General features: G+C 44.4%; 25 protein-coding genes and 1 pseudogene. 6 read left to right on the top strand and 20 right to left on the bottom strand.

Annotation, left to right across the window (positions count from 1 at the left end; translation table 11 throughout):
• The first annotated feature begins 189 nt into the window (after positions 1 to 189).
• Positions 190 to 951: a CAP domain-containing protein gene (locus BTA31_RS20760; RefSeq protein ID WP_076793887.1), complete on the top strand. Its 762-nt coding sequence runs from the start codon at positions 190 to 192 to the stop codon at positions 949 to 951.
• A 44-nt stretch (positions 952 to 995) separates the two neighbouring features.
• On the opposite strand, the gene BTA31_RS20755 is transcribed toward BTA31_RS20760, so the two are convergent.
• From BTA31_RS20755 to BTA31_RS23770, 4 genes and pseudogenes are all read right to left on the bottom strand, one after another.
• Positions 996 to 1,868 (bottom strand): NAD(P)-dependent oxidoreductase, encoded by an 873-nt coding sequence (locus BTA31_RS20755; RefSeq protein ID WP_094777457.1) that lies wholly within the window; start codon positions 1,866 to 1,868, stop codon positions 996 to 998.
• 13 nt (positions 1,869 to 1,881) lie between these two features.
• Entirely contained in the window at positions 1,882 to 2,667 is a 786-nt protein-coding gene (locus BTA31_RS20750) for an SDR family oxidoreductase (RefSeq protein WP_076793893.1), read from the bottom strand.
• A gap of 107 nt (positions 2,668 to 2,774) precedes the next feature.
• Entirely contained in the window at positions 2,775 to 3,701 is a 927-nt protein-coding gene (locus BTA31_RS23775; protein WP_390183725.1) for a methyl-accepting chemotaxis protein, read from the bottom strand.
• A 15-nt stretch (positions 3,702 to 3,716) separates the two neighbouring features.
• Positions 3,717 to 4,640, bottom strand: a pseudogene (locus BTA31_RS23770) (cache domain-containing protein); the annotation flags it as partial.
• A 221-nt stretch (positions 4,641 to 4,861) separates the two neighbouring features.
• Here BTA31_RS23770 and BTA31_RS20740 point away from each other — a divergent pair.
• The gene (locus BTA31_RS20740; protein ID WP_043927428.1) at positions 4,862 to 5,524 is read left to right on the top strand and encodes a GNAT family N-acetyltransferase; all 663 of its coding nucleotides are present in this window, start codon (positions 4,862 to 4,864) and stop codon (positions 5,522 to 5,524) included.
• A gap of 42 nt (positions 5,525 to 5,566) precedes the next feature.
• Here the strand turns inward: BTA31_RS20740 and splB are convergent, their stop codons facing one another.
• The 8 genes from splB to BTA31_RS20700 all read right to left on the bottom strand — a co-directional run bounded on the left by splB (position 5,567) and on the right by BTA31_RS20700 (position 14,323).
• Complete coding sequence (gene splB, locus BTA31_RS20735; RefSeq protein ID WP_076793879.1) at positions 5,567 to 6,595, bottom strand: spore photoproduct lyase; 1,029 nt, start codon at positions 6,593 to 6,595, stop codon at positions 5,567 to 5,569.
• Between the two features lie 73 nt (positions 6,596 to 6,668).
• Positions 6,669 to 6,902, bottom strand: a complete 234-nt coding sequence (locus tag BTA31_RS20730; RefSeq protein WP_043927425.1) for a transcriptional regulator SplA domain-containing protein — start codon at positions 6,900 to 6,902, stop codon at positions 6,669 to 6,671.
• A 120-nt stretch (positions 6,903 to 7,022) separates the two neighbouring features.
• Positions 7,023 to 8,741, bottom strand: coding sequence for a phosphoenolpyruvate--protein phosphotransferase (gene ptsP / locus BTA31_RS20725; RefSeq protein WP_076793876.1), 1,719 nt, complete (start codon positions 8,739 to 8,741; stop codon positions 7,023 to 7,025).
• Positions 8,741 to 9,007 (bottom strand): phosphocarrier protein HPr, encoded by a 267-nt coding sequence (locus tag BTA31_RS20720; RefSeq protein ID WP_003181247.1) that lies wholly within the window; start codon positions 9,005 to 9,007, stop codon positions 8,741 to 8,743. The genes ptsP and BTA31_RS20720 overlap by 1 nt, the downstream gene beginning before the upstream one ends.
• A gap of 100 nt (positions 9,008 to 9,107) precedes the next feature.
• Positions 9,108 to 11,204 (bottom strand): glucose-specific PTS transporter subunit IIBC, encoded by a 2,097-nt coding sequence (ptsG, locus tag BTA31_RS20715; protein WP_076793873.1) that lies wholly within the window; start codon positions 11,202 to 11,204, stop codon positions 9,108 to 9,110.
• Positions 11,205 to 11,426: 222 nt separating this feature from the next.
• Positions 11,427 to 12,272 (bottom strand): glucose PTS transporter transcription antiterminator GlcT, encoded by an 846-nt coding sequence (gene glcT / locus BTA31_RS20710; protein WP_076793870.1) that lies wholly within the window; start codon positions 12,270 to 12,272, stop codon positions 11,427 to 11,429.
• Between the two features lie 132 nt (positions 12,273 to 12,404).
• On the bottom strand, positions 12,405 to 13,376 hold the full coding sequence (locus BTA31_RS20705; RefSeq protein ID WP_076793868.1) for a LacI family DNA-binding transcriptional regulator: 972 nt from the start codon (positions 13,374 to 13,376) through the stop codon (positions 12,405 to 12,407).
• Positions 13,377 to 13,597: 221 nt separating this feature from the next.
• Entirely contained in the window at positions 13,598 to 14,323 is a 726-nt protein-coding gene (locus BTA31_RS20700) for an NPP1 family protein (RefSeq protein WP_076793865.1), read from the bottom strand.
• Positions 14,324 to 14,813: 490 nt separating this feature from the next.
• Between BTA31_RS20700 and BTA31_RS23605 the strand changes: the two genes are divergently transcribed.
• A complete protein-coding gene (locus tag BTA31_RS23605) occupies positions 14,814 to 14,948 on the top strand; it encodes a hypothetical protein (protein ID WP_003181237.1) in 135 nt (44 codons plus the stop codon).
• 68 nt (positions 14,949 to 15,016) lie between these two features.
• Here BTA31_RS23605 and BTA31_RS20695 read toward each other — a convergent pair whose 3' ends face one another.
• From BTA31_RS20695 to BTA31_RS20670, 6 genes are all read right to left on the bottom strand, one after another.
• The gene (locus BTA31_RS20695; protein ID WP_076793863.1) at positions 15,017 to 16,111 is read right to left on the bottom strand and encodes a M24 family metallopeptidase; all 1,095 of its coding nucleotides are present in this window, start codon (positions 16,109 to 16,111) and stop codon (positions 15,017 to 15,019) included.
• Positions 16,112 to 16,287: 176 nt separating this feature from the next.
• Entirely contained in the window at positions 16,288 to 18,195 is a 1,908-nt protein-coding gene (locus BTA31_RS20690; RefSeq protein WP_076793861.1) for a heavy metal translocating P-type ATPase, read from the bottom strand.
• A 253-nt stretch (positions 18,196 to 18,448) separates the two neighbouring features.
• Positions 18,449 to 18,940, bottom strand: coding sequence for an endospore biogenesis thiol-disulfide oxidoreductase StoA (gene stoA, locus BTA31_RS20685; RefSeq protein ID WP_076793859.1), 492 nt, complete (start codon positions 18,938 to 18,940; stop codon positions 18,449 to 18,451).
• 64 nt (positions 18,941 to 19,004) lie between these two features.
• Positions 19,005 to 20,345 (bottom strand): polysaccharide biosynthesis protein, encoded by a 1,341-nt coding sequence (locus BTA31_RS20680; RefSeq protein ID WP_076793856.1) that lies wholly within the window; start codon positions 20,343 to 20,345, stop codon positions 19,005 to 19,007.
• A 179-nt stretch (positions 20,346 to 20,524) separates the two neighbouring features.
• Positions 20,525 to 21,136 (bottom strand): cell wall hydrolase, encoded by a 612-nt coding sequence (locus tag BTA31_RS20675; protein ID WP_076793854.1) that lies wholly within the window; start codon positions 21,134 to 21,136, stop codon positions 20,525 to 20,527.
• 228 nt (positions 21,137 to 21,364) lie between these two features.
• Entirely contained in the window at positions 21,365 to 21,559 is a 195-nt protein-coding gene (locus tag BTA31_RS20670; RefSeq protein WP_043927411.1) for a hypothetical protein, read from the bottom strand.
• A 166-nt stretch (positions 21,560 to 21,725) separates the two neighbouring features.
• On the opposite strand from BTA31_RS20670, the gene BTA31_RS20665 reads away from it, so the two are divergent.
• A complete protein-coding gene (locus BTA31_RS20665) occupies positions 21,726 to 21,914 on the top strand; it encodes a YkvS family protein (protein WP_003181225.1) in 189 nt (62 codons plus the stop codon).
• A 373-nt stretch (positions 21,915 to 22,287) separates the two neighbouring features.
• Here the strand turns inward: BTA31_RS20665 and BTA31_RS20660 are convergent, their stop codons facing one another.
• Positions 22,288 to 23,142, bottom strand: coding sequence for a DUF1672 family protein (locus tag BTA31_RS20660; protein WP_076793890.1), 855 nt, complete (start codon positions 23,140 to 23,142; stop codon positions 22,288 to 22,290).
• 659 nt (positions 23,143 to 23,801) lie between these two features.
• A complete protein-coding gene (locus BTA31_RS20655) occupies positions 23,802 to 24,146 on the bottom strand; it encodes a DUF1433 domain-containing protein (RefSeq protein WP_076793851.1) in 345 nt (114 codons plus the stop codon).
• A 50-nt stretch (positions 24,147 to 24,196) separates the two neighbouring features.
• Here BTA31_RS20655 and BTA31_RS20650 point away from each other — a divergent pair, with 50 nt between their 5' ends.
• Both BTA31_RS20650 and BTA31_RS20645 read left to right on the top strand, forming a co-directional pair.
• Positions 24,197 to 25,636: a lipase gene (locus BTA31_RS20650; RefSeq protein WP_076793848.1), complete on the top strand. Its 1,440-nt coding sequence runs from the start codon at positions 24,197 to 24,199 to the stop codon at positions 25,634 to 25,636.
• Positions 25,637 to 25,647: 11 nt separating this feature from the next.
• Entirely contained in the window at positions 25,648 to 25,980 is a 333-nt protein-coding gene (locus tag BTA31_RS20645; protein WP_076793845.1) for a hypothetical protein, read from the top strand.
• The last annotated feature ends 35 nt before the right edge of the window (positions 25,981 to 26,015 follow it).

Here is a 26,015-nt window from a genome sequence, read left to right as displayed (position 1 = left end):
CGTTTATGACAAGACGCGTAAAAGAACGAACTGGTTGCATATTGGCAGCAAAGGGTTTTTCTTTTTTTATGTCAAAATTAACAATAATACCTTGTCAAAGGGAATATATGGATCTATTATTTCAATAAAGCCGTGTTATGATTCTAGTGTACGAAACAACAACTACAACATTTAGGAGGATTACTGTTTATGAAAAAAGCTTTTCTTTTATCAGCAGCAGCTGCAGCAACGCTCTTCACATTCAGCGGCGTTCAACAAGCAGACGCTAAAGAGCAGCAGCAAGTACAAGTCAAAACCGTTCATTCCATAAATGTAACTGATCTCGCCGGCAAACTGAATATCAAAAACATGGACCAGCTTTCAAAAGCTGACCAGGAAAAAATTCAGTCCCTGCTTCATTCTTATATGAAACAAGCAACTCAACAGCCTAAAGCTTCTGCGCCGAAGTCTTCTGCGCCTAAAGCTTCAAAGCCTGAAAGCACGCAGACTCAAAAACAGGAAGCTTCAAAGCCTGCGGCTTCAAAAGAGCAGACTTCACAGCAAAAGCAAAATACAGCGCCTGCATCTTCTTCTGTAAGCGCGTATGAAAAAGAAGTTGTTGAACTGACGAATGCGGAAAGAAAGAAACAAGGGCTAAAACCTCTTACATTGGATGAAAAACTGAGCAAGGTGGCCCGTACAAAATCTCAAGATATGAAAGATAACAATTATTTTGATCACAACAGCCCGACTTACGGTTCTCCATTTGACATGATGAAGAAATTCGGCATCACATACCGCACTGCCGGAGAAAACATCGCGAAAGGCCAAAAAACGCCTCAGGAAGTTGTCAAAGCTTGGATGAACAGTGAAGGCCACAGAAAAAACATTATGAACCCTAACTTCACGCATATCGGTGTTGGATATGTGAAAGACGGCAACTACTGGACTCAGCAGTTCATCGGAAAATAAGAACCAACAAAAAACCACTTGCATGCCGCAAGTGGTTTTTTTCGTTATTTGTAGTCTGTCCAAAGCTTGTACAGACTTTGGGTGCCGCTGTTTTCTTCACCTTTTTCAACGAGGGTGTCGTAAAGGCTTTTCGCAAGCTCGAGCCCCGGCATTTTCTCGCCCATCAACTCCGCTTCTTCAAGCGCGATGCCCATGTCTTTAACAAAGTGTTTGACGTAAAAGCCCGGTTCAAAGTCGCCTTTCAGCATTCTAGGTGCGAGATTTGAAAGCGACCAGCTTCCCGCAGCACCGGTCGTAATGCTTTTCAACACGTTGTCAGGATCGAGTCCGGATTTTTTGGCGTAGGCCATCGCTTCTGCGACGCCGATCATACCAGCAGCAATCGCAATCTGGTTGCACATTTTTGTATGCTGGCCGCTTCCGGCCGGCCCCTGATATTGGATGTTTTCACCCATGATCGAAAAGATCGGATAGCATTCATCATAAGCTTTCCGTTCTCCTCCGACCATGATGGCGAGCGTACCGTTCTTCGCGCCGACGTCCCCGCCTGAAACCGGAGCATCTAAAGCGTAAAGTCCTCTCTCTTTTGCAGCAGCCTCGATTTGTTTGGCGAGAGAAGGCTTGGAAGTCGTCATATCGATGAGGTAAGAACCTTTTTTGGCATTTTCAATAATGCCTTCGCTTCCAAAGAAAACCTCTTCAACGTCTTTTGGATAGCCGACCATTGTGATGATCACATCAGCCGACTGCGCCAGTGCTTTAACGGATGATTTCCATTCCGCCCCTTTTTCCAAGAGGCTGTCCGCTTTCTGTTTCGTTCTTGTATAGGCGCTGACGGGGTAGCCTGCAGCCAAAATATGCGAAGCCATGCTGTTTCCCATTACACCGAGTCCGATAAATCCGACCGTTTTTTTCATGATGTCATCCCCCTTAAATTGCTTTTACCATTCCGCCGTCGATCAACAGCGTTTGTCCAGTCATATATGTATTGCACTCTGATAAAAGAAAGCTTGCATACTGTGCAAAGTCGTCAGGATTTCCGTAGGAGCCGAGCGGAATCTCTTTCTCATAGCTTTCTTTCACCTGCTGCTCGGAAAGGCCTGTTTTCTCGGCTTTCAGCCGGTCAAGCTCTGCCACGCGGTCTGTCGCGATTCTTCCCGGGGCGAGCGTGTTGATCAAAATGCGGTGTTCGGCCAACTCTTCAGCAATCGATTTTGTCAGACCGACGATTCCCATTCGAAACGTATTGGAAAGCAGCAATCCCGGAATCGGCTGTTTGACTGATGATGAAGCGATATTAACGATGCGTCCTCCATCCTTTTTTAGATATGGAAAAGCTTCGCGGATTAAACGGACATAGCTGAGTAGATGCAATTCAAATGATGAGATCCAGTCACCGTCTGTCAGATCCAGCAGGCTCCCGCCTTTCGGTCCTCCGACATTGTTGACAAGCATATCGATCGCTCCGAATGTGTCAGCGGTCTTTTGAACGAGCGCTTTGATCCCGTCGGCGTCTGCAAGATCGCATACTTGATAAGAGATGGATCCGCCGCCGAGTCCGTTCAGCTCTTCCGCAGCTTTTTTCAAGTCCGCTTCGTGTCTCCCGGACAGCATGACATTTGCCCCTTCTTTCGCAAGGGCTTTGGCGATCGCATTGCCAAGTCCTTTGCTGCTTGCTGCCACAAGTGCTGTTTTGCCATTCATCTTAAAGTCCACAATCATCACTCCCTTCCTTCTTATAGTGTAACACGTATATTCTGAAAATTGGGATTGTGAGCGTTGAAAAAAGAGAAGTCCCTCTTTCAAAAAGAGGGACTTCTTTATTACACATTAAACTTATTGATCGCATTTAATAATTCTTGGTTGGCCTCGCTCAGCGCTCCAGCCGATTTTGCGATGCTTTCAAGCGCTGTCAGCTGCTCGTTTGTCGAAGCGCTGACCTCTTCCGCAGCCGCGGCGGACTGCTGGGAAATGGCTGAAATGCTCTGAATCGAGTCGGTCATTTTTTGCTGCTCTCCGCTCATATCCGAGATTTCAGAATAAATGTGGTCAATTGAGTTGACGAGCGCCTGCATTTCTGCAGTAATTTTGCTGAGCGCCTCTCCTGTCTCGTGAATCATTCCATTTTGCTCTTCATTCATCTTGCTTGCTTCCGTCATCGCTGAAACGGCTTCTTTCGTTTCCAGCTGAATCTGCTTGACCGTTTCGCTGATGTGCTGTGAAGAAACCGCCGATTGTTCGGCCAGCTTTCTCACCTCTTCTGCCACTACCGCAAAACCGCGTCCGCTTTCGCCGGCACGGGCCGCTTCAATACTGGCGTTCAGTGCAAGCAGGTTTGTTTGATCAGAGATCGCCGAGATGGCTGTAACAACGTCTTCGATGTTTTTCGTTTTTTCTTCGAGCTGCAAAAGCATATGTTCCACTTTCTTCGTCTCCGAGTTTGCTTCATTTGACTTTGCAAGCAGCTGTCCGAGGGCATCGATTCCTGTATAGCTTGCATCTTCAGATGTTCTCGAAAGCTTCTTGATGCTGTCGGCATGATGTTCAATTTCTTTAATTTTGACTGACAGCCGTTCGGATTGTTCATTTACATTTTCGACCTCTGCCGCTTGTTCTGTCGCGCCTGTTGCCACTTCTTCGATTGCTTTGGCGATCTCATCGCTCGCAGAAACCGTTTCTTCAGAAACAGCGCTTAATTGATCGGTTGTATCCGATACTTTTCCGGACGATGATCTCACTTGCACAATCATTTCTTTCATGTGTTCGACCATCTTGTTAAAGTCTTTTGTCAATATACCGATTTCGTCTTTTGAGGCAGAGGCTGTTTGGACCGTCAAATCACCGCCAGCGACTGCTTTTGTTTTGGCAATCAGCTGCTTAATCGGACCTGTGATCGTTTTGGCAAGGAAATAGCTTAAAATGATCGCCGCTGCCAAAGCAATGATTGAAACAATCATGACCATTTTGTTCATTTCCTGTGCGACCCACATCAGCTTCGCCGTGTCGAATTGCGTACCGACTTTCCAGCCCGTACCGCCGACGGTCTCATAAGCGATCACCGTATCTTTGCCTACTTTGATTCCATCTTTGGATGACGGGATGTCCCGATATGTTTTGTCTTTCGATATATCGTCACCTTGTTTAGACGGGTGGGCGAGCATTGTCCCGTTTTGGTCCAAAATAAATGCGTAGCCGTCATAAGGCATCTTTTGATTTTCGATGATTTTGTTCAATGATTTCAATGACAAGTCTAGACTGACAACGCCTTCAACTTGATTATTGACGACGATGGCTTTTGCCGCAGTAACTGTCATATCTCCGGAAACCGCATCTTTGTAAGGGTCCGTCCAAACGACTTTGTCAGGTGTTTTTGCAGCTGACGTATACCATGGCCTTTCAGCCGGATTATAATCATCATCAAAGGTCGTTTTCGGAAATGTAAACATTTCCTTCTTTTTTGTGCCGATATAAGCTAAATTGACATACTCATTTTTTTCTTTTAATTGTTTTAATTCATCATTGACGATCTTTATAATTTTATTATCCCCGTCTTTTAAGAATGAGTGAGCCATTTCTCCATCACTTATACGATTCAAAGAAATCTCGTAGTTTTCTAATTGAAGCTCAATATTTCTTTTCATTGAACCGAGGAGACTGGACGTCGATTCTTTTGCTTCATCTTCAAGCATCGAATTCAACAAATGTGTTGTCGAGAATTGTAGGACGATAACCGTCAAAACCAGCAGGACGGCAACAAATCCGGCGATTTTGACATGCAGTTTTTTAAACAAATGAAACCCTCCTTTACATGCACCTTCATATTCTTTTTATCGGCTAAAATTTCGCAAAATTAAGATAGCCTGCTAAAATAACGATATAATGAAGGAAATATCAAAAGGAGTGATGGGCGATCTATAAACAGTTTTACGTCGATAACGGCACTTCTTATCAGCAGGTGGACATCCGCAATTACAGCAAAAAAGATATTCCCGATTTGATTGCTCTCCAAAGAGAATGCTTTCCGCCTCCGTTTCCGGAAGACCTTTTGTGGAATGAAAAGCAGCTCTATTCCCATATTGAACGATTTCCCGAAGGAGCGCTTTGCGCGGCTTCCGAAGGCCGGATCATCGGTTCGATGACAACGCTCATGATTGATTTTGATCCGCAGCATCCGCACCACAGATGGGATGAAGTGACGGACAACGGGTATATCGGCACACATCAAAACGATGGAAACTCCCTTTATGTCGTTGATATTTCCGTATCCCCGGACTACCGAAAACTTGGCATCGGAAAGCGGCTGATGCAATCCATGTATGAACTGACGGTCTTTAAAGGGCTCAAGCGGCTCATTGGCGGCGGGCGAATTCCACATTACTACAAGTCAGCTGCAGAAATGACGCCCGAACAGTATGTTCAGGCTGTATTGGACGGGGAAAAGCGCGATCCCGTGCTCTCATTCCTGCTTCATTGCGGACGCTCGCCCGTTTGCGTGATTCCCGGCTACATTGAAGATGAGGAATCGCTTGATTATGCGGTTTTAATGGAGTGGAAAAACCCTTTTTTAAGATAATGTTTTCAAAACAAAAAACAGAGCTTTTCCAACAAAGCTCTGTTATGTGAAATATTCGATTTTTGCTTCGGGAAAATAGTTGTCGATATACGATTCAAGGGCGCTGCGAAGCTCTGCTTCTTCATCCTTCTGGTATATATATTTGCCAATCCCGTATCTGCCCCATTTATAGCGCCGTTTTTCTTCATCCAGTTCGAGCTTTGTCTTTGGATAGTTTTTTTCAATGACTCTTTTTGCCGGCTTCGTGAATCTATGCTGGATCATTTCAAAGGTAATGTCGCGCCTCGCATGCTGCGGCAGCGCACGATCGAGCTTTTCGAGCAGCACTCTGTAGCCTTCCTGCCAGCCGTCATGAATATAAATCGGAGCGATGATAAAACCGAGCGGATAGCCCGCTTCCGCTACTTTCACGGCGGCTTCAATCCGTTTATCCAACGGGGATGTGCCGGGTTCAAAGCTTTTAATGACATAATCGGCATTCACGCTGAAGCGGAAGCGCGTTTTTCCGTTGTGCTTGGCATCGAGCAAATGGTCGACATGATGAAATTTTGTCACGAAACGCAGTTTGCCGTGGTCGGATTGACCGAAATGCTCAATTGCACGTTTTAATGTGTGTGTCAAATGGTCAATTCCGACGATATCAGATGTGCAAGAAGCTTCAAACCGCGTATCATCGGGAGCCCGTTCTTTCATATATTGATCCGCCTGATCAAGTATTTCCTCCACATTGACGTACGTTCTGATGTACGGCTTGCTGCCCATTGTCGTCTGCAGATAGCAGTAATGACAGTGACCCATACACCCTGTTGCAAACGGAATCGCGTATTCTGCAGACGGTTTTGACGAATCGAACTTCAATGTTTTTCTGACGCCGATCACCAAAGTGGATTTCGCATTTCTGTATTTTTGCAGGTGACCTTCCCCCGGGATATTCCTCACCTGGTTGTGTGAAGTCGTTTCCCTGATTTCAAGCCCCATGTTTGAAAATTTATCCCTCAGCTCTTTTCCAAGCGGATATTCCAGTGCTCTCGGTTCAATATAGACGAGCTGGGGAACAAACGGTTTTACCATTGGAAACAGACACATCCTTTGCTTATTTCCGTTACTTTTTGCATTTAGAGGATGTGATATACCGGTAATATCTTCATGTCCCGTCAAATAATTCACGGTAAAGCCGTTCCGCCTCTTCATATGAAGAAAAAACGGCATCATCTTCGGCAAAGGCATGATATGTATCATACATAAACAATGCCAGTTCACCTTCGTGAAGCGGATGATCAACGACTTCAGCTTCCTTTATATGTGCCACATTTGCGGCATGCGGGTTCCGGTAAATGACATAGACTTCATCTCCCGGTTTGAATGGCTGCCTGGGCATATCAGAATCCCCCTCTCTAACAATTGGTCACATGTATTATCTCCGCCGCAGCCGGGATCATTCAGACAACCAAAAAAACCCGGACAGGCATTGGTTATGCCCGTCCGGATTTTCAATTGCTTATGCCATATTGAAGGTTTCTTTTACGAATTGTACAACCTCTTCTGTTGTGCTCATGGACAGAATTTGCTCTTTGAACGATTCTGTTTCTTTTTTAGAAAGCTTGCTGATTTGCGTTCTTGCCGGCAGGATTGACGTCGCACTCATTGAGAACTCGTCCAGTCCAAGACCTAGCAGGATCGGGATCGCAATTTCATCTCCCGCCATTTCGCCGCACATGCCGACCCATTTTCCTTCTTTATGAGCCGCTTCAATGACAAGCGTGATCAGGCGGAGAATCGCAGGATTGTATGGCTGGTAAAGGTAAGATACCCGCTCATTCATCCTGTCAGCAGCCATCGTATATTGAATCAGGTCATTCGTTCCGATGCTGAAGAAATCGACTTCTTTCGCGAATTGATCAGCGATTACCGCTGTTGAAGGGATTTCAACCATCATACCGACTTCAATGTCGTCGGAAACTTGTTGACCTTCAGCTTGGAGCTTTTCTTTTTCTTCTAAAAGAATCGCTTTCGCTTCTTTAAATTCGTTTACAGTCGCGATCATAGGGAACATAATTTTCAAGTTTCCATATGTACTTGCCCGAAGCAGCGCACGAAGCTGCGTTCTGAAAATCTCTTGCTCATCAAGGCAAAGACGGATCGCTCTGTATCCTAAGAAAGGATTCATTTCTTTTGGCAGTTCTAAATATGGAAGCTCTTTGTCTCCGCCGATATCAAGAGTACGAACGACAACGGATTTGCCTTCCATACGCTCAAGAACGGTTTTATAGGCATCAAATTGCTCCTCTTCTGTCGGAAGCTGATCTCTGCCCATGTAAAGGAATTCAGTCCGGTAAAGGCCGACTGCTTCTCCTCCATTTTCCAGAACACCTTTTACATCATCAGGTGTACCGATATTTGCAGCAAGTTCCACGTGATGGCCGTCACTCGTTACAGTCGGTTCGTTGACAAGCTTCGCCCATTCGGCTTTTTGCGCCAGGAAGGCTTGATGCTTTTCTTCGTATTCGCTGATTATATCCTGGGAAGGATCAACGATGACATCGCCATTGATGCCGTCAACGATAACAGTTACGCCATTTTGAATGCCTTTCGTTGCCGCTTTTGTGCCGACAACGGCCGGAATTTCAAGCGAGCGCGCCATGATGGCAGAGTGGGAGGTCCGTCCGCCGATATCTGTTGTAAACCCTTTAACAAAGTTGCGGTTTAATTGCGCAGTATCAGACGGTGTCAAGTCTTCGGCCACGATGATGACCTCTTCAGAGATCAGGCTCGGGTTCGGAATTTCAACGCCGAGAAGATGCCCTGTGACACGCTTGGTGACATCGCGGATGTCTGCAGCGCGTTCTTTCATATATTCGTTATCCATCGACTCGAACATTGTGACGAACATGTCGGCCGTTTCTTTTAAAGCGAATTCCGCATTGACAGAATCAGATTTGATTTTGTCTTTAATCGGGTTTAACAGTTCCGGATCGCTTAATACTAACAAATGTGCAGAAAAGATTTCCGCTTTATCTTCGCCAAGCTCTTTCAAAGCATGATTTTTAATAGTTTCAAGCTCTTTCTTAGAACGCTCGATGGCGTCTTCAAAACGATTTACTTCCGCATCAGAATCAGAGATGTTTTTCTTTTCAACCGTTAGATCAGGCTCCTCAAGCCGATATGCTTTTGCAATCGCAATACCGGCTGAAGCGCCTATTCCTTTTAATTCAAGCATTATTCGCCTAAACCTTCGCTTTTCATTGTTTCTTCAAGTGCGGAAAGAGCATCATTTTCATCAGCGCCGGAAGCAGAAATCGTAATTTCAGCACCTTTAGCAATACCTAGTGACATAACACCCATAATTGATTTAAGGTTGACGGTTTTTCCGTTATATTCCAAATTGATATCTGCATCATATTTGCTTGCTGTTTGTACAAGAACAGTCGCTGGACGAGCGTGGATTCCAGAATCTGCAGTTACTTTAAACGTTTTTTGTGCCATTTTTTATCAATCTCCTTTTAATTTAAAGCTTTTAGTACATTCACAATATTATATCATACAGCCGTACATGTCATCTGACAAGTACGGCCATTTTGTGAATTTATTTTTCGATGCGGACGATCTCGTCCTGTGTCAGGCTGACATTGCCTTCTGCCTGCAAGCTCACGCTTTCGCCTTCTTGAAGGTTCGTGAACACGACCGGCGTCATCAGGGAAGGTACGTTGTCCTTCACTTTTTCAATGTCGACTTCAAGCAGTTTCTGGCCAGGCTCAACACGTTCACCTTCAGAAACAAATGCAGTGAAGCCTTCGCCTTTCAGGCTGACCGTATCGATTCCAAAGTGGATCAGAATTTCTCTGCCGCCGTCAGACTGCAGACCGATCGCATGCTTTGTCGGGAATACGTTCAGCACTTTCCCTCTTACAGGTGACACAACTGTGCCTTCTGCAGGAAGAATCGCGAATCCGTCGCCCATCATTTTTCCGGAGAATACTTGATCCGGAACATCTGTAATCGGATGAAATTCACCCGCAAGCGGTGAAACGAATACTTCTTCACCGGATTCGTTTTGAAGAGGCTCGACCATAGCTTCTTCGATTTGCTGCTCCACTTCCTCGGCAGCATTTGGCGCTTTTTCAGGACGAGGCGTCCGGCCTGACATAATGTCTTGCATTTGCGATTTTAAATTGTCGGATCTTGGTCCGAAAATCGCTTGGATGTTATTGCCGACTTCCAGCACGCCGGATGCGCCGAGTTTTTTCAAGCGCTCTTTGTCAACTTTCTTCTGATCGTTGACCGTTACGCGAAGTCTTGTGATACATGCGTCAAGGTGCTTGATGTTTTCCTGGTCACCCATTGCCTCAAGAATTTGATAAGGAAGATCCCCTGCTGCTTCTTTGCCTTCATCAGCGGATTCTGCAGCTGCATCTTCGCGTCCAGGCGTTTTCAAGTTGAACTTGCGGATGGCAAATCTGAATCCGAAGTAGTAGATGACAGCCAGGACTAAACCGACAGGAATAACAAGCCACCAAGCTGTACGGTTTGGCAGAATTCCGAACAGGAAGTAGTCGATCAAACCGCCGGAGAATGTCATCCCGATCTTAACATTCAAAATGTCCATCATCATGAAGGACAGGCCGGCAAACACACAGTGAATCGCAAACAGAATCGGAGCGACGAACAAGAATGAGAATTCGATCGGCTCAGTGATTCCTGTTAAGAATGCTGTCAATGCTGCTGAACCCATAATACCGGCAACAAGCTTTTTGTTCTGCGGTTTTGCTTCATGATAAATGGCAAGCGCTGCCGCAGGAAGACCGAACATCATGAACGGATACTTACCGGTCATAAATGTACCCGCTGTCAATTCGACGCCGTCTTTGATTTGCGCCATGAAAATTCTTTGGTCACCGCGGACAATTTCTCCCGCCTGGTTCGTATAGCTGAAGAACTCATACCAGAACGGCGAGTAGAAAATGTGGTGCAGACCGAACGGAATCAGAGCCCGCTCAATCATTCCGAAGATGAGAGCTGCGACCGCTTCATTGGCTGCAAGCAGGTTTGTCGAAAAGCTGTTCAGTGCGCCTTGGATCGGCGGCCAGATAAACAGCATGACGAGTCCCAGCAGCAATGCGCAAATCGATGTAATGATCGGAACAAAGCGCTTTCCTGCAAAGAATCCTAAATATTGCGGAAGCTCGATTGTGTAGAATCGGTTGTACATGGCAGCGGCCAGGACACCGACAATAATACCCCCGAATACCCCTGTTGCCAATGTCGGTATGCCGAGCATTGTCGTGTATTCCGGATGGTTTTGAGTAAAGAACTGTGCTCTTTCAACTGCGTCGCTTGGAATCGAACCGTTTTGAAGAAGCACTGCACTCATCGTGACATTCATAACAAGATATCCGATAATAGCAGCGATTCCGGCAACACCGTCGCCGTTAGCCAAACCGATGGCAACCCCGACTGCAAAAAGGAGCGCCAAGTTGGTGAACACGACGTCACCTGAACTTTCCATCACTTTCGCAACAAGCTGAACGGTACTGTTCGTTAAGAATGGTGCGACTTTTGTCATCTGCGGATTTTGCATGGCATTACCAAGCGCGAGCAAGATCCCTGCAGCCGGCAGGATGGCAACAGGAAGCATCAGCGCCCGTCCAATTTTCTGCAGAACGCCAAATAGCGATTTAAACATGTTTTAACCCCCTCTATGGATAGTTTGACCTTACAGCAAAAATTCATGACATCTTCGTTCAAAAGACTGCTTTTTCATCCAAATAAACCGTTTACATTTCGCCTTTAGAACGACAAAAAAGGCATGGTGAAAGCGGGTACACTAAGAAACAAAAGACAGCGTCTTCATTTCTTCCCTTTTTTCACTCATGCCTGATCGAATCAGTAACACGTTATAAAGGCGTTATGAAATTTTATTAGTTAAACGGTACAAATGCAATGTCAAATAAACGGCTTCTGCCTCATGAACAGGTTTCTTGAGCGCTTGCTGCAAGATCTTGATCATCTTCCAAGCAGTATTGTAACACAGCGGATATTCCGTTTTCAACAACAACATTAATTTTTCCGGTTCCTGAATCGGCTCGTCCCGTTTTATCCTGTCAATTGTAAAGCGCAAGTGCCTGATCAGCCGCAAATAGTTGACGCTTTCCCTGTTGACTTGCATCTGGAACGAATCTTCGATGACCTGGACAAGCTTGGAGATCAGTTGTGAATGCTGATTGACTTCAGAAAGCGGACGGTTCGTCATCGCACTGTGGATATGAAGGGCGATAAACCCGATTTCACCTTCAGGCAGCTGAATGTCGGATTTTTCATTAATCATATCGACAACTTCTTTGGCGACTTCGTATTCTTTCGGATAAAGCGATTCCGTCTCAAGCAAAAACGGATTCTTCATATCAAATCCCTTTTCTAAGCGCTTAACCGCAAATGCGATATGGTCCGTCAGTGCGACATGAATGTGTTCGTTCAGCGGCTGGCCGATTTTTTGCGCGATATGGTAGATGACGTCATTGGCGATATCAACCATTTTTTCATCGACATAAGTGAGGAGCTTCTTATACTGTGATTGTTCCTTATCATTTTCCAGGATGAACATTTTTTCATAGTTCTCATGTTCGATAAGATCTCCGCGCTTTTTACCAAAACCGATTCCTTTGCCAATCAAGACAACTTCTCTGTAATCATCATGGAGAGCGATTAATACGTTGTTGTTGAGTACCTTTTCAACGGTAAAGGATCTGTTCACGATCCTCAGCTCCTTTTTGTCATCAATCTCTCATATCGTACAAAACTCATGAAAGCGCGTCAATTTATTTTGACGTTTTTGATGAAAAATGTCGAATTTTGATCACTGTCTGGAAAATGATTGATGTGTTAATTACACAGTCGCCCTTTTGATCAGCTTGTAAGGAATGGTCTGTTTTTCCGGGCCTGCACCGCTGATTCTTTTTTGCAAAAGGCGAAACGCATTATTCCCCATTTCCTTTATATTGATTTTGATCGTTGAAATGCCGAGCACTTCGCTGATCGGCTGGTTGTCACAGCTTAAAATGGCGAGGCTTCCGGGAATATCCACTTGATGACGCTGCGCTTCAAGAAACATACCGGCTGATACTTGGTCGTTGGTGACAAATACAGCTGTCGGCTTCTCCTCCATCCCTCTCCATTCGGAGAACAGTTTTTGCCCGTCGGTAATCGTCAACGACCGCTCAAATACCCACTCTTCCCGGTAAGGCTCCCCGATCGCGGCCAAAGCTTCCTTGTATGCCTTGAGGCGAAAATGGCTGTTCATGCCGTTTTTCCTTGCCAAACCAATCGCAATTTTTGTGTGCCCTTTTTCAATCAAAAAATCCAGTCCTAACCGGAACGCTTCTTTATGCGGGATGCTGACCGTTGAAAAATGCTGCTCGCTTGAGTCCTGGCACAGGATGAACGGACCGGTCTCACGCCAGTCCAAAAGCGCTTCATCAGACATCGCTTTTGAACAGAAAATCAGGCCGTCCACCTGTCTTTGTTTCAGCTGCTCCAATGCAAAAACTTCTTTTTCCAATTGATAGTTTGTTTGATAAAGCGAAAAATGAACGCCTTCCTTCGCAGCTTCTTCAGCGATTCCTTCCAGCAACTCGCCGAAATAAGGGAGGCTGATGGTCGGCAGCACAACGCCGATCATATTGGAAAAGCCTTTCGATAAATGAACGGCATGCATATTCCTTGCATATTCGAGCCGTTCAATCGTCTCAAGAACTTTTTGGCGCTTTTCTTCTTTGACATACGGGTGGCCGTTGAGAACCCTTGAAACAGTCGTGATGGAAACCCCTGCGGCTTCAGCTATTTCCCTGATATTTGCCATTCGTTTCCCTTCTTTCATTCAAATCTTTTCGTCCATGCCGGATCATTTCATCATTATAAAGAAATTATATCGCCTGGAGCCATGGATTTTGATCCTTTTCGGGAATTTTTTTCGGGGTTCTATTGATAAGCGAAGAGGATGTTTGGAGGGGGTACAGGCGGCGAAAAAAATCGGCTGATATGAATATATTTCACCAATCAGCCGGATACACGAAATATTTTTTATCTAAACCATGCTTTTCCGAGGTTATTCGTGAAATTGTGATCATTGAAAGGAACGTTTGCACTTCCGAAATCCGTTGTGTTCAATGCGTTTCTTGCGGCAGGCGTCAAATCTTCCCATCCGATGAGAGGCTGGGTGCCGCCCTTTGCACTGTCCACATATAGGCTGTGGTTGATCGGCGGTTGAGGAGCGTCATAGCGGATCTTCGGATGATCGCCTTCCATAATATTGTTGTTTGGAGCTGTTTTTTGAAATTTACCGTGTTGAGAATAAGCGATGGAAAGCACTTTTGGATTTTGATTTGCCGGATTATCGATCCATACGACGATTCCTTCCCAATCATGTCGATGGCCGAATGCTTTTAAAGGCAGAGGTGAATCTTTAGGAAAATACCATCCATACATAATCGCCCAAACTCCATTATACCATGCAGAACGGGAGTACACTTGTCCCACGCTTTTGCTGCAGTGGCCTTCAGGCGCTCCGGTAGGCTCCAGGCCTCCGCTTGTGTTGCCTTGTGCGTCAACTGCGGGAAAAGGGACGCAGCCGCTCGCGACCTTCAAATAAGGCTGAAAACGTTTGGCCGCTTTTTGGGAAACCGTCACAGGGGTTACTTCGCTGAAGCCTTGCACTTTGTCATGATCAATGACTTTCGCGTCAGCTGCCGGTACGATACTGAAAAAAGCAAACATCGACAAAAACAGTACATATCCTAATTTTTTCACTCTTTGCCAGCTTCCTTTCAGATGTAATAAACTTCAAATCAATAGAAAAATCCTTAATGCTTACTTGTTGTGGGGGCGATTCTGCAATCGTTGCGAAGACTGAAATATTGGGATGCGAGATGAGAAGATTTTGCCTAAAACAGATTTAATTTGTCAGCTTTTTCCCGTTTAATCCCCCCTTTCTTCTGAGCTTAGTATACAAATTTTTCACATGAGAATAATGATGCAAACCGATTATCTTTTGATCAAGCTAAATGACCAAAACGAAAGCAGGTAAGCGTCATAGATTTATTCATCAAACGATCATCACAGGACTTTTTTAGCGGTATACAGCGTCAATAATATGAAGCGGCGCGGCGACATTCCTGCAACCCCTGACATCAGGGGTTTTCTTTTTTGATTTAGGGCTTGATATGGAAAGCGTTTCATAATTTAGAATGAAGACAGCACCGGTGCTGAACACGTTTTCATTCCAGAAAGGAGAAGAAAAATGGGTATCTTCATTCTGATCCTCTTATGTATCGTTATCGTACTGTCTTCAAAAGCAGCAATGAAACCGCTCAAAGAAAAACACGAGATCAAACCATTCCGTTCCTTTGACGATTTTTTCATTTCAAAGGATTGACAGTAAGATAAAAAGCAAATAATTCACGTCCGGAATAAAAAAGAACCCGCGCGGGCGGGTTCCATTTTTTATGAAATGACAGTCAGCTGTTTTGGATACTTTGTCAGCGCTTCTGCTCCCTCGGCTGTGACAAGTACATCATCCTCGATGCGAACGCCTCCGATTTCCGGCACATAGATGCCGGGTTCAATCGTGTATACCATGCCTTGTTTTAAAAGCTCGTCATTATTATGGCTCATGGACGGGTATTCATGAGGTGAAATTCCGAGCCCGTGCCCGAGACGATGAGGAAAGTAATCGCCATAGCCCGCTTTTTCGATGATTCCGCGCGCTTTCAAATCAAGATCGCCGATTCTGACACCGGGTTTGCTCATCTTAAGTGCCTCCGTTTCGGCCTGAAGCACCGTATCATATATTTCTTTTTGTTTTTCGCTCACATTTTGATACACGAGCGTTCTTGTAATATCAGAGCAGTAACCGTCAATGATCACACCTAAATCAAAGAGGACGAAATCGCCCGGCTTAAGCGTGCGGCTGCCCGGGTTTCCGTGCGGCTGTCCCGACTTTTCTCCGAAAAGGACCATTGTGGAAAACGACATCCCCTGGACTCCTTTTTTCTTCAGCTCATATTCGATCTTAGCGACGACATCGATTTCCGCTATGCCCTCTTTTAATGCGGCGGCGCCTGCTTCCACTCCGTAATCGGCAAGCTTGGCCGCTTCGCGGAGTATGCTGATTTCTTTCTCGTCTTTGATGACGCGGATTTGGTTCAGCCTTTCCTCTGCAGAGACAAGTTCCGCACCGTTTGTGATCGCCTGCAGCATTTCGGCGCGCGACAGAGCAAGCGTTTCTTTTTCAACCGCCACTTTTGAATATTGCCCGTTCCGCTTTTGAAGCGCTGAGGATATGAGTTCCCAAGGGTTTTCATGATCCCCGTATCCGATGATTTCATACGACCAGCCGGCTGCTTTTGCCTGGCCGGCCTCCATTTGCGGACAAACAAAAAACGGCTCTTCATCTTGAAAAATAAAAACGCCCATCAGCCGTTCGTGCGGTTCTGTATAAAAGCCTGTGAGATAAAATACATTTTCTTTTGAATGAATAAAAGCCGAAGATATGTTTTTTTCTTTCAGCCAGGAAGAGATTTGTTCAATTCTTTCCATGCTCTGTTCACTCCTTGAGACAGTTTCCGTACCATACATGTAACATGTAAAAGCATCACATCCATTGTATCAGTTTTTCGCGTCTCTTGCTCACCGCTTATGTATGCGTCGCCTCTTTCTCATCAAGCGCTCTGCTGACAAAAACGGCTGCCGTTAACGCGCAGCCGTTTTTTTGTTTAAGATTTTAACAGCCTGAGGCCGTTTAAAATCACAAGCAGCGTACTTCCTTCATGCCCGATGACACCGAGCGGCAGATCAAGAATTTGAAGAAAGTTGCTGCAGATTAAAAGACAGATCACAGCAAGCGAGAAAATGACGTTTTGTTTAATGATCGTATTCATTTTCCGGGAGAGCCGAATCATTTTGGTCAGTCCTGTCAATTCGTTTTTCATTAAAACGACATCAGCTGTTTCCAGTGCGACATCTGTTCCTTCCCCCATTGCGATGCCCACATCAGCGGCGGCTAGAGCCGGTGCATCATTGATTCCGTCTCCCACCATAACGATTGTTCCGTAAGTTTTTTTCAGCTTTTGCGCTTCCTCTACTTTTCTGTCAGGAAGACATTCTGAAACGACGATTTTCAAGCCCGCTTCGCGTGCAATAGCCGCTGCTGTTTCTGGCTGATCCCCGGTCAGCATCGCCGTCTGAACACCAAGCGCGTTCAGCTCATCGATCACCGCTTTTGCTTCCGGTCTGATTTGGTCTTTTAATGCAAAACACCCTGCGATTTTTTCGCCTTTTTTCACGAACACAATTGTTTTTCCCTGCTTGGCAAGCTTTTGAACAGCCGCCGTGAGAAACTGCCCGGCTGCCTCTTCCCCGACAAATCCGGCTTTGCCGATCAGCCATGTCTCTCCGCGGTACTGAGCCTGAACGCCAAACCCTGACGTCTCCTCGATCGACACATTCGCGGCAGGCTCGATGCCTTTTGCTTCTGCATACTCGACAATGGCTTTGGCAAGCGGATGGCCTGACTGCTTCTCAATCGCAGCAGCAGCCTCCAAGCATTCGCGCTCCTCGATGTCAGCAGCTAAAAGCATGTCTTCCACGCCAGGCTTTCCATTCGTAATCGTTCCCGTTTTATCCAATGCAACGATTTTGCTGTTGCCGAGCTTTTCAAGAAAGACACTGCCTTTGACAAGCAGGCCGTTTCTTGCGCCATTCGAGATCAGTGACAGCGCGGCAGGCATGATCGAAGCGACAAGGGCGCACGGCGAAGCGACGACCATGAACACCATCGCTCTGTAAAATGTCTCGCTCCAGCTCCAGCCAAGCAAAAAATGCGGCAGAAAGAGCAGCAGTCCGACAGCAAGCAAAACCCCTTTAACGTAAATATTTTCAAATCGCTCAATGAACGCCTGCGACGGCGAAACGCTGTTTTGCGCAGACTCAACGAGCCGAATGATCTTTTTAAACAACGAATCTTCATTTGCCTTTGTGACACGGACCGTGAGTGATCCGCTTAAATTGACAGTCCCCGCAAAAACGGCGTCTCCGAGTGTTTTCTCGGCTGGGATTGATTCGCCCGTTAGAGCCGATTCGTCGATACTCGTTTTTCCGGTTTCGATTTCCCCATCTGCCGCAATGCGTTCTCCAGGTTTCACAAGAATGAGGTCGCCCGCTTGAAGATCGGCTGCCGCCACGGTTCTTGTTCCTTCTTCTACAAACAAAACGGCTTCCTCCGGCTCCAATTTCATCAGCGATGTCAAATCGCGTTTGCTTTTATTTAATGTATACGTTTCAAGCGCTCCGCTGAGAGAAAAGATAAAAATTAAGACGGCCCCTTCAGCCCAGTAGCCGATCAGCGCAGACCCGACCGCCGCAAAAATCATCAGGAGTTCAACATTCAGCGTTTTTTCCGACAGCGTTTCTTGTATACCTTCTTTCGCTTTAGCAAAGCCGCCGATACAAAAAGCCAAAATAAACAGAACAACGGACAATGTTTCATTGCCGGACAACAGCCAGCCTGCAAAAATCAACAACCCCGACAAAAGCGCAGCAATCAATTCCCCGTGCTGCCTCCAATTGTCAAAGTGAAACGTGTGACGGTTTTGCTGCGATTGCTTCCCGATCTCTAATTGCATCTCCAATATCCTCCCTAATTGAGAATGTAATTCATCGTCAATTTCCTTCTTAAAAAACAAATTGCCGCCTCATCGGCAGCATAAACATTAAGTATTTTATTTATATAAAGGGTATGACTGCTACTTGTCCATTGAACACACCCTTTTCTATTTCTCATTATAGCACGGTATCCTACGTTTTCAAATAATAATTATTATAATTTCTTCGTGATATTAATTATCATTTGCATTCAAAAAAAGCTGAACACCCGGCTCAGCTTTTCCCTGCCCATTCCTTCATCTGTTCTACAGTAATGGGTCCGACAACCGATTTCTCCAGCTCTCCTTTTTCATTAAAGAAAAAAGTTGTTGGAATCGTCATGACATTGTAAGCTTTCATCATTTCGCCCTTTCTGTCAAAAACGATCGGAAATGTCAGCTTGTTTGCTTTAATAAACTGTTTCACCTTCTGTTCGTTTTTTTCGGCATTCAGTAAATTCACGGTCACGAGGTTTACACCGGATTGCTTGCTTTCATAGTAGGATTGGAATCGCGGAAGCTCTTCACGGCACGGCGGGCACCAGGTCGTCCAAAAATGAACGATCGTCTTCTGGCCTTCGGCGGGAACGACGACGCGCTGCCCCTCCACCGTGTTCATCTGCATGACGGCCGGCGAAGCATGTCTTGCAGATGCCTGCGGCTGAAATACGAATACCCCGGTAAAAAGCAGCATGATGAGCGGGTAAATAAGACTGATTCTTCGCATGTGAACTCCCCTTCTTTTTTAATATTAGCTTCCCCGCAAAAGCTAAAACTATGAAGAGGATCAATCAGCGGCTTTCAATTCTCGGAGATCGGGATTTGTTTGTTAAAAAAAGCGTGACGCCCAGCTCCTTGCAAATCGTCACATAATGCAGCGCCGTCAGCAAAATCATCCCGGTATTCATCGCAAGAATGATCCCCGTCATCTGCAAAGCCTGCATGGACCCGAGAACATACATCATCAAAAACGACAAGACACTGGCCCAAACGTTATGGTAAAAGGCATCTTTGGCCAACCCCATTCCGATTAAACAGGCCTGAAACGGCATCGCAAAAAAGTGGAATAAAAAATACGGCCACAACATTTTAAGGTAAAACGACGCCTTGACCGAATCGAAAAATAAATGGGTCAGCGGCTCTGCAAAGTGATACATCACCATGACGGACGGTATACCGTAAAACAGCGTGATGAAGATCGCCTGTTTAATCCGTTTGATCACTCTTTCGTATTGTCTGTAAGCATAGCTTTCAGAAATGCTCGGGATCATGACGACCATCAGTGAATGAGCGATAAAAGCCGGAAAAAAGCCGATTGTCATCGCCACACCCGAAAGCATGCCGAACTGGTCGATGGCCGATGTTCTCGATACGCCAGCGGCAAGCAGGGTCCCCTTCACCAAAAAAGGTTCAACGGCATTAGTCACAGCGTGAAACACGCGCAGCCCCGTCGTCGGGATCGAAACAGTGAGAAGGCGCTTTAAAACATCGTTTCTCCGCAGGTGGATCTGCTGCCCTTTTTGAGCGGCACGCCTGACCAAAATAAACTGCGAAAACAAATAAATAAACACGACCACTTCACTTGCAACGAGGACAAACAATGAGATCAGAAGAGAAGTATCCAATTCAAAGGAATACCATTGAAAAAATAAAAACAAGCCGATGAGCTGAAAGATTTTTTTCAAGGCATTCGCCGTTGCGATTTTACCCATTTGCTGAACGCCCATGAAGTAGCCTCTCGCGATCGATGTGAATGCAACCGTAGGGATCATCCCGATTACAAGTCCTCTGATCAGAGGGTGGTAGGAATCAAAAACCGGAATAAATGGAAGAATAATCACTGCAGCTGCCGTGGAGAAAACCGTGCAGACCGCAGTCATCCGCAATGCATGTTTCAGCATGCTTTCGTGCAGCTTCGGGCTGGACTCGGCGATAAACTTCGATATCGATACAGGAAGCTCAAGGCTCGCAATCACCACGACTAAAAAAATGGAAGGCAAAACACTCATGTAGAGCCCCATGCCATGCTCGCCAAGCTCCCGTGCAAGAATCATGTTGATGACGAATTCAAGACATTCTGCAAAAAAAGCAGCTAGCGAAAGAAGAACGATTCCTTTTACAAAACGGTTCATGAGGTCTCTCCTTGTCTCACGGGTTTATCCCATCATATGAGACAAGTCTAAAAATTATTTTCTTTTTAATTGAAAATTGATTTTCATAAAGTATCAAAAACAAATTTTTTCTTGAGCTGTGAAAAGTGAGAAAGAATCACACATAAAAAGCAGCCAAGGCGGATGGCCCTGACTGCTGTTTAGATCGCAAAGACATGATTGCCGATGCGCTTCACGACTTTTCTCGTTTTAATCCAGTCATCAGAAGCGATGTCGGGATTATAGAAAAATAAAGCGTCTGTTTCTTTTTTATTTTGATCTACCGCTTCTTCCACAGCTTCAACTGATTCGCGGTCTGCTTTTTTCTCGATGCTGCCGTTTAGAACGGGCTCAAAAGCGTTTCTTTGATAGATCACGCTTTTTACGCTGTCAGGAAATCGGCCGTCTTCCACCCGATTCAGGACGACATTGGCGACAGCCACTTTTCCTTCAAATGACTCGCCTTTTGCTTCGGCATGTACAAGCCTTGATAAAAGATCTTTTTCTTTATGTGTAAGATCAGTCGTCTCTTCTTCAACTTCTTCTTTTTCCTTCTCCTCTTCAGCTGGCAGATAGGCAGCTTCAACGAAGCTTTTTTCATCTGTCAATTGCGAAAAAGCAGGATTTTCTTCTTGTTTAAGGCTTTCCATCAGCCGTTCCATTTCCTGTTTATCTTTTTTCGAGAACAACATGACAGCTTGAGCATGCTCGATTCTTGCTGCCGGCAGCATGCAGATTAAAAACGCAGCTAGCGCAGCAAATTTCGATTTCATTTCCTTCCTCCTTGTCAAATCTTCATCGAAAAAAACATATGTTTTACGGTAACAAGACGAATGGCTGATTTCATTGCCAAAATGTTGGCATGACTTCCATCAAACCGTTCGGTTGTCACATTATTGCAGACAGCCGGCGGATTTCATGCAAAAAACACCAAAATCTCCAGAAACATATGGCTTCACACAAATAAAAAAACTTTCTCAGCCGGTCTGAGAAAGCCTTTTTCAGCTTCTTGCCTCATTCATATATTGAAATATAATATCTCCGCCATGCTGGGCAATGCCGCGAAAATGCTTAAAATCTTCCTGCTTTGTTAAGATGGCTCTGAAAGAAAGAAAATCTTCTTTTTTCACATGGAGTTCATGAATGCTCCCTGACCTTAATTGCTCGATCTGATCGATGGCATTTTGCTCTGTCACCTATTCTCTCCCCTTTTCTCTCATCATCTTTAACTAATTAACTATATCATTAAGTCACACCGGGTACAACAATAGTGATGCCGCTTCCCAAATCGCTTTACTTCTCCAAGAAAATATTGCAAAATACTTTCAATAGGTTAATTTACTTTAAAGGAGAGGAAGTCACTTGAAAATTGCAAAAGTCGGGAACGTCATCGAATTTAAAAACGGACTCACCGGAATCGTAGAGAAAGTAAACGAAAACTCTGTGATCGTCGATGTCACGATTATGGAAAACTACAGAGACTTGGAACTGGACTCCTTAACCGTCGTCAATCATAAAAACTATAAAATTATTAAAGACTCCCTGCATTAATCAGCCGCCCTTCACAGCAAAAATTCACGATTTCCACGCAGCTATATTTCCACAAGTTTTTCTACAAAAGGAAAAACCGCCTGCCACCTGGGTCCGGCGGTTTTTTTCCTCTATTCCCACGCGTCCCGAAGAAGTTTGATATTTGAATTATCGCACAGCGCCGTAATCGATTTTGCTTTTTGATTGGACAGCTGAAAAAGACGGCGGCCTCGCGGAATGAAATGAAATACCCGACCGCTTTACGGTTCCCTGAAACCATTATGTTCATTTTTTCAAAATAGATGATGAAATCTCCACTTTATCTTTCCGGCTCATATCAATATAGAAAATTTGATCGTTTCCCTTTTCAATCTCTTTATCAGTTAGGAAGACCTTATCGTCCAAGCGTGCTTTTTCTTGGATTATATCCTAAGTTTTTGTTGATTCTATTGTCATTCAAGTAAATGCTGTAGGTCCCTGGGGCTAGCTCTTCCATGTCTTCGATATCCTGGACAACTTGATTATAAATGCGCTCGTCTGGTCTTGTATTTGCTTTTTTCATATATAACTGTATATGGATGTCACATGATTTTGGGGTGATTTCTTCATCTTCTAATTTCTCTTGCCAATCTTGTTTGCTTCTTTTCGGGTTTTCTAAATATGCTGAATAAAGGTCATCCTTCCAATCCGCAGTTAAAGAAACAGCATAATAAGGCGTCTGATATCCCTTACCGCTTATGTTATCAACGGCTGCCTGCGTTTTACCTACAACCGGCTCTTCTTCTGTCAGCTTCTCTAAATAGTAATCTAGCGCGGCAAATTCATCTTCAAAAGCAAGTGCGTATATCGCGCTTGTAATCGACTCTTTCACATCCAACTCCGATGAGCTGATCGCGTCAGTCTGCACCTCTTTCTTGTCCAAATCAATTTCAATTTTTGCACTTGTATAGAAATGCAATTTTCCGACTGATTCAGCATACACAGTAACAAATCCATGCCCTCCGACAATGTTATGGACTTTTACCTTCGTTCTATATTGGTCCAAGAAATAATCTTTTACCGTTTTTTCAACTTCATCTCGATGCGCTTCTGCAATCTCAGCGGTTTCTGCTTGATCACCCTTACTATGAATATGAAAGTCTTGTCCTGTGTAATCTTGGACGCTAATTTCAGATTCCTCTCTATTCTGACATCCGCCTATAAATAAAAGTAAACCCATTCCAAGTGCTGCTGCTTTTTTATATTTCAAAAATGTATCCTCCAGTTCAAACTGCATGCCCTTATACGATTTTATTGAATCGCATTCCATGTTTTCTAATTCTTAGGACTGTTTCATTATAAATCATATGAAGTGTATTTTTGGTATTCGATACACAAAACAGGATAATAGAACTAATAAAACTTGTATCATTCTCGCTTTTTAAGTTCTTTAGTTTTAGGTAAAAATACTCCACAAAAAGACGAGACGTGCAGCGATGCATGCCTAGTCAACATGAATATCTTTTCATTATTATGAACTTAGACGTTTTTGGCGATGTTTCATTTTTTGCTGACTCAAGATTATACATCCCTCCAAATAACCAAGTGTAAACCAATTCAGCACCTATGGAGTCGGGATCGCCATTCGAGAGTATCTTGCTCTGTACTAACCCTCAACTTCTATTAATTTTATTATCATGAAATAAATGGATTATACCCTGAATCGGTGCTTTCGTTTTTCATTACTCGCTTACAGTTTAATTGGAAATATACTGTTCTGGTTTAGAATGTATAACTCGAATTATTATCAGGGGATTAAATGAACTATTGAAGAATTATTTCATGTTGAGGAGGTTGAAGAGGGACAATAAAGTGCAATAAATCCACAAACGAAATGAAAAGCCCGCTCAAGTCGAGTCGGGCTTTTTATTAATAATCACAAATTTTATCTTTACATTCGGGCTTTCTTTCAGCATCGACTGTAAAAGAGCCTACTTCGTCATTTGCCTTATCGTAAATACCCCATATTTTCTTTTTCTTATCATCATTTAGATACCCTTTAATATCAATTCCACCCATTGGATTCACTTCGTAGTCATCATAATAATCAATTGACTTAATGTCCTTATAATTCGTTTCAATAAAGTCTGTCATTCTTTCCTTAGCTAAATTATAAAGCTCTTCTTTTTCTCTGTTATTATTTTGTTGCTTCATAAATATTCCTCCAGATGTTATAATGACCAGAGCAAGAAGGATAATTATGTATTTTTTCATAAAACCATCCTTTCCACGTTACATTTTACATAGTTTGCGGGGTTATGTACATGAATAAAAAGAGCGATATTCCTAAATTAACAGATAAAGAGTATTATTTTCTTAGCCAAAACACATATAGTACCGATAAAATGAAAGAAGCATTCAAGGAAAGAACACCTATAGAGAGTAAATCAAATAAGGCTTTTTTTGTTGATAAAATTAAAAGGGACTCTGACACTGGACTTGATGCGTATGTTTTTGTTCAAGCAAAGAAAAAGGACGGTAAATGGGTTAAACCGGACGCACCAGAAAACGTCGTCGTAGCCTTCGCTGGAACAAATCCTAAAGAGCAGTTTTTTCAGGATGTTATTGATGCAGACGGCGGTAACGTTGTTATGGGTCTTGATCCGGAAAAGAAATCGCAATATATAATCGAAAAAGATGCGAAGGATACATCAAAAACAATAGGAAAATACAACGCAACCCCCTCACAAGACGCGATGCTTAGCACCGGCAACTATAAATTAATTACGAAAACATCCCAAATCGGTCAAGCCGACGATCTGGTACGGCAAGTTAAACAAAAGTATAAAGGCACCTCCACGTTCATTTCAACAACCGGACACTCGCTCGGCGGCGCAGAAGCCGAATATAGCGCTGTGAACAATGATATATACGCAGTCGTATTCAACAATCCTTCCGTCGTTAAATTGCATTCTGAAGAAAAGCAAAAGGAGATCCGAAGCGGCAAATATGACTCGTCTGTAAAAGCGATTGTCAATCCGGATGATATGACTGGTTCCGGCTGGTGGAATGAGTACGAACGACACGCAGGCAGAACAATATATACCAAAGATCCCTCTACTTCGCGTGTGGAACGACAAATACGACTAGATCCGAATTATAACGGCGGTATATTTGGCACAGTGTTTAATGTCGCTGTAGACTACATTGCTACCACGGCAATGGGAATACCGGATACACACGGCCTCAACAAAGGCAACTTTTCCTTCGACGAAAACGGCAACGTTCAAAATATAGAGGGCGATGATCTCGTGTACGATAAAAATTTGAAAGCGATGCTTCCACCGGAAGTTGCATCCGGAAGTGGCGCAATTAAAGTAACGCCCGAAGTTGCCAAACAGCTCGCGCAAAAAGTAAATGCGATCGTGGATGACTTGCGGACGATGAAACGGGAAGCCGAAAACGCCTATCAGGAACACGATGCCGCGATCAACGAGATGAAACACGATACCTACCGTCAGGTCGGCCACGGTTTATACGACAAGCTGACACTTGACGATGTAAACAATACACTGAATAACCTGGCGCAGTTGTTTGACAAAAAAGGCAATCCGCTCTTTTACGATGTTCATGCCGAAAAAGCGTATATCGCCTCATTAAAGGACACGATTTCAGATTTAGAAGACATCAGCGGATACCTGGCGCAGATCGCAAAAGATTTTAAATCGAAAGACAAAATGCTGGCAAATTGGCTTAAGCTTTAGGAGATGAAACAATGGAAAATTTCAACAAACTGGCTTCTCTTAACAACTTAAACGGAGATCAAGAAGATACGCTCCTCATACGGCGCAACCAGCTTCAAATGCTGAAAACGGGCATGAGGGTAACAGCCGCAATGAAGCTTGAAGGCATTAAAACGACGCTAAGACCGAAGTTTAAAGTAGACGATATACAAAAAGAAATGAACAGCGTCTATTCAGCACTTCTCTACAGTTTCGAAGGAAAAGCGCAAGAGGCGCTCGCTCAGCGAATCAGCCAAAGCGCCCAGCAGCTTATTAATACGGAGCAGGACGGAGAAAGTTTTGTGAATGGATTTAAGACGAGATGAAGACGCCTAATTGGCGTCTCAGACCGTTGACAAAA

This window comes from Bacillus haynesii (assembly GCF_001969855.1).
Taxonomy (GTDB): Bacteria; Bacillota; Bacilli; order Bacillales; family Bacillaceae; genus Bacillus; species Bacillus haynesii.
The sequence above is the reverse complement of the archived record's forward strand: the minus strand, read 5'-3'. Positions and strand labels throughout refer to the sequence as shown.

Excerpts from the sequence above, each read along its gene's own strand:
- BTA31_RS20675 (WP_076793854.1), bottom strand. The coding sequence starts at position 21,136 with ATGAAATCGAAATTTGCTGCGCTAGCTGCGTTTTTAATCTGCATGCTG.
- stoA (WP_076793859.1), bottom strand. The coding sequence starts at position 18,940 with ATGCGAAGAATCAGTCTTATTTACCCGCTCATCATGCTGCTTTTTACC.
- BTA31_RS20730 (WP_043927425.1), bottom strand. The coding sequence starts at position 6,902 with ATGCCCAGGCAGCCATTCAAACCGGGAGATGAAGTCTATGTCATTTAC.
- BTA31_RS23605 (WP_003181237.1), top strand. The coding sequence starts at position 14,814 with ATGGGTATCTTCATTCTGATCCTCTTATGTATCGTTATCGTACTGTCT.
- BTA31_RS20645 (WP_076793845.1), top strand. The coding sequence starts at position 25,648 with ATGGAAAATTTCAACAAACTGGCTTCTCTTAACAACTTAAACGGAGAT.
- ptsG (WP_076793873.1), bottom strand. The coding sequence starts at position 11,204 with ATGTTTAAATCGCTATTTGGCGTTCTGCAGAAAATTGGACGGGCGCTG.
- BTA31_RS20655 (WP_076793851.1), bottom strand. The coding sequence starts at position 24,146 with ATGAAAAAATACATAATTATCCTTCTTGCTCTGGTCATTATAACATCT.
- BTA31_RS20755 (WP_094777457.1), bottom strand. The coding sequence starts at position 1,868 with ATGAAAAAAACGGTCGGATTTATCGGACTCGGTGTAATGGGAAACAGC.
- BTA31_RS20760 (WP_076793887.1), top strand. The coding sequence starts at position 190 with ATGAAAAAAGCTTTTCTTTTATCAGCAGCAGCTGCAGCAACGCTCTTC.
- BTA31_RS20695 (WP_076793863.1), bottom strand. The coding sequence starts at position 16,111 with ATGGAAAGAATTGAACAAATCTCTTCCTGGCTGAAAGAAAAAAACATA.
- splB (WP_076793879.1), bottom strand. The coding sequence starts at position 6,595 with ATGGTAAAACCGTTTGTTCCCCAGCTCGTCTATATTGAACCGAGAGCA.
- BTA31_RS20720 (WP_003181247.1), bottom strand. The coding sequence starts at position 9,007 with ATGGCACAAAAAACGTTTAAAGTAACTGCAGATTCTGGAATCCACGCT.
- BTA31_RS20680 (WP_076793856.1), bottom strand. The coding sequence starts at position 20,345 with ATGAACCGTTTTGTAAAAGGAATCGTTCTTCTTTCGCTAGCTGCTTTT.
- BTA31_RS23775 (WP_390183725.1), bottom strand. The coding sequence starts at position 3,701 with ATGATTGTGCAAGTGAGATCATCGTCCGGAAAAGTATCGGATACAACC.
- ptsP (WP_076793876.1), bottom strand. The coding sequence starts at position 8,741 with ATGCTTGAATTAAAAGGAATAGGCGCTTCAGCCGGTATTGCGATTGCA.
- BTA31_RS20690 (WP_076793861.1), bottom strand. The coding sequence starts at position 18,195 with ATGCAATTAGAGATCGGGAAGCAATCGCAGCAAAACCGTCACACGTTT.
- BTA31_RS20705 (WP_076793868.1), bottom strand. The coding sequence starts at position 13,376 with ATGGCAAATATCAGGGAAATAGCTGAAGCCGCAGGGGTTTCCATCACG.
- BTA31_RS20650 (WP_076793848.1), top strand. The coding sequence starts at position 24,197 with ATGAATAAAAAGAGCGATATTCCTAAATTAACAGATAAAGAGTATTAT.